The 2795-nt window shown below is 62.9% G+C and carries 2 protein-coding genes; both read left to right on the top strand.

Going from position 1 to position 2795, the window contains the following annotated elements:
* A partial coding sequence (locus tag AC1DWI_RS18970; protein WP_477725446.1) for an efflux RND transporter permease subunit occupies positions 1-1857 on the top strand: 1857 nt, incomplete at its 5' end.
* A gap of 62 nt (positions 1858-1919) precedes the next feature.
* Positions 1920-2603, top strand: coding sequence for a protein-L-isoaspartate O-methyltransferase family protein (locus AC1DWI_RS18975; protein WP_477725447.1), 684 nt, complete (start codon positions 1920-1922; stop codon positions 2601-2603).
* Positions 2604-2795: the final 192 nt, after the last annotated feature.

Below are 2795 nucleotides of genomic sequence, written 5' to 3' on the forward strand. Positions count from 1 at the left end.
ATCATCGGCAAGTTCTTCCACGAGTTCGGCGTGACCATCGTGGCGGCGGTGCTGATCTCGATGTTCGTGAGCTTCACGCTGGACCCGATGCTCTCCAGCATCTGGCACGACCCTTCGATAGAAGCGCACGGAAAACGCCATGCGCCCGTCACTTTCTACGACAAGACCATAGGCCGCGTCACCGGCTGGTTTGACCACGCCACCGACTCGCTGAGCAACAGCTACCAGGGCATCCTGCGCTGGTCGCTGGGCCACAAGCTGGCCACCCTGGCCCTGGCCGTGATGATTTTTGTCACCAGCATTTTCATGGTGCCGCTGCTGGGCACCGAGTTTGTGCCCAAGGCCGACTTCTCGGAAACCTCACTCAACTTCTACACGCCGGTAGGCTCCTCGCTGGAAACCACCGAAGCCAAGGCGCAGCAGGTGGAAGCCATCATCCGCGAATTCCCCGAGGTGAAATACACGCTGGCCACCCTGAATACAGGCAATGCCCAAGGCAAGATGTACGCCAGCATTTATGTGCGCCTGGTGGACCGCAAGGCACGCACCCGCAGCGTCGACCAAATGTCGGGCGTGCTGCGCGAGCGCCTCAAGCAGGTGCCCGGCATCACCGTGACGCACGTCGGGCTGCTCGACGCGGTGGGCGGCAACAAGCAGGTGGAGTTTTCCCTGCAGGGAACGGATTTGAAAGAGCTGGAGCGCCTCACGCGCGCCATCAACGACAAGATCCGCGGCATCCCCGGCCTGGTAGACCTGGACTCCAGCGTCAAGGCCGACAAGCCGGTGATTGAAATTGATGTGCGGCGCGACGCAGCCTCCGACCTGGGCCTGTCGGTGTCGCAGATCGCTGCCTCATTGCGCACATTGGTGGCCGGGCAGACGGTGGGCAACTGGCGCGCGCCCGACGACCAGACCTACGACGTGAACGTGCGTCTGGCACCCGATGCGCGCAATGCGCCGCAGGACCTGGAGCGTCTGCCCTTCATGAGCACCCCTGGCAGCAGCGCCGACGGCGCCGCGCATATAGTCCGGCTCAACCAGGTAGCCACCGTGAAGGAATCCACCGGGCCCAACCAGATCAACCGGCGCGACATGGCGCGCGAAGTCGCCATCAACGCCAACGTCTACAACCGCTCGGCCGGCGAGGTGTCGAACGACATCAAGGCAGCGCTGGAGAACTTCAGCTTTCCGCCCGGTTACCGCTACCAGTTCAGCGGCTCCACCAAGAACATGGCTGAATCCTTTGGCTACGCCGTGTCGGCACTGGTGATGGCCATTTTGTTCATCTACATGATCCTGGCCAGCCAGTTCAAGAGCTTTTTGCAGCCGATGGCGCTGATGACCTCGTTGCCGCTGACGCTGATCGGTGTGGTGCTGGCCCTGCTGCTGTTTCGCTCCACGCTCTCTATGTTTTCCATCATCGGCGTGGTGATGCTGATGGGRCTGGTCACCAAGAACGCCATCTTGCTGGTGGACTTTGCCATTCGCATGCGTGCCGACCAGGTGGACGTGGATGGCCACCGCGTTCCGGGCATGAACCGCAGCGATGCGCTGCTGCATGCCGCCAAGGTGCGGCTGCGCCCCATCCTGATGACCACGCTGGCGATGATTTTCGGCATGGTGCCGCTGGCTTTTGCCCTGACCGAGGGCTCGGAACAGCGCGCGCCCATGGGCCAGGCCGTGATCGGCGGTGTCATTACCTCTTCGCTGCTGACCTTGGTGGTGGTGCCGGTGACGTATTGCTACCTGGACGACCTGGGCCAGTGGTTCAAGCGCAAATTCGGCCCCAGAACACCGCCGCAAGACCCCGCAGACATGCCTGCCGCAACGCCGGCCACCGTCATGGGCGACCGCTAAAATCAAAGGTTTATCTCGTGTACAGCTCACCCTCCCCCATTTCGCCAACCTACAGGTCCGCCATGAACTACGAACAAGCCCGATTCAACATGATTGAGCAGCAAATCCGCCCCTGGGAAGTGCTGGACAACCAGGTCCTTTCCCWGCTGGCCGTGGTCAAGCGCGAAGACTTTGTGCCGGCCGCCCAGAAGGCACTGGCCTTTGTCGACATGGAAATCCCGCTGGGCACCGGGCCCGGCCAGTGCATGCTGGCGCCCAAGGTGGAGGCCCGCATCCTGCAGGAACTGGCCGTGCAAAAGCATGAAAAGGTGCTGGAAATCGGCGCTGGCTCCGGCTACATGGCCGCACTGCTGGCGCACCGTGCGCAGCAAGTGATCACGCTGGAGATCGACCCCAAGCTCGCACAGACCGCACGCGACAACCTGCAAAGGGCAGGCCTTTACAACGCCGAAGTGCGCACCGGCGACGGCGCCGCAAAAATCGCCCAGGCCGTTTCCAGCAACGACCCGCTTCGTGGACCGTTTGACGTGATCGTGCTCAGTGGCTCGGTCGCCGAAGTGCCGGCTTCGCTGCTGTCCCTGCTCAAGGTGGGTGGCCGCCTGAGCGCCATCGTGGGTTTTGAGCCGGTGATGCGCGCGACCCTGGTCACACGCGTAGCCGAAGACGCCTGGCGTACCACCCAGGCCTGGGACACCGTGGCGCCGCGCCTGCTGAATTTCCCTGAGCCCTCGAAATTCAGCTTCTGAGCCTGGCCGCCGTACACAACTTCACCAACGCCAAGCACGCATTCCAACGCAGGACAGCCGACCATGATTCCCCAACTGAGCCCCGTCAACTTCGCCGAGTGGCGCAACAACGCCGGGGAAGGCGCGCCCGCCCTGCCTGTGGTGCTGGACGTGCGCGAGCCCTGGGAACTGCAGACGGCCTCGGTCAAGGAG

It is taken from the genome of Polaromonas sp. P3_C2, assembly GCF_056402675.1.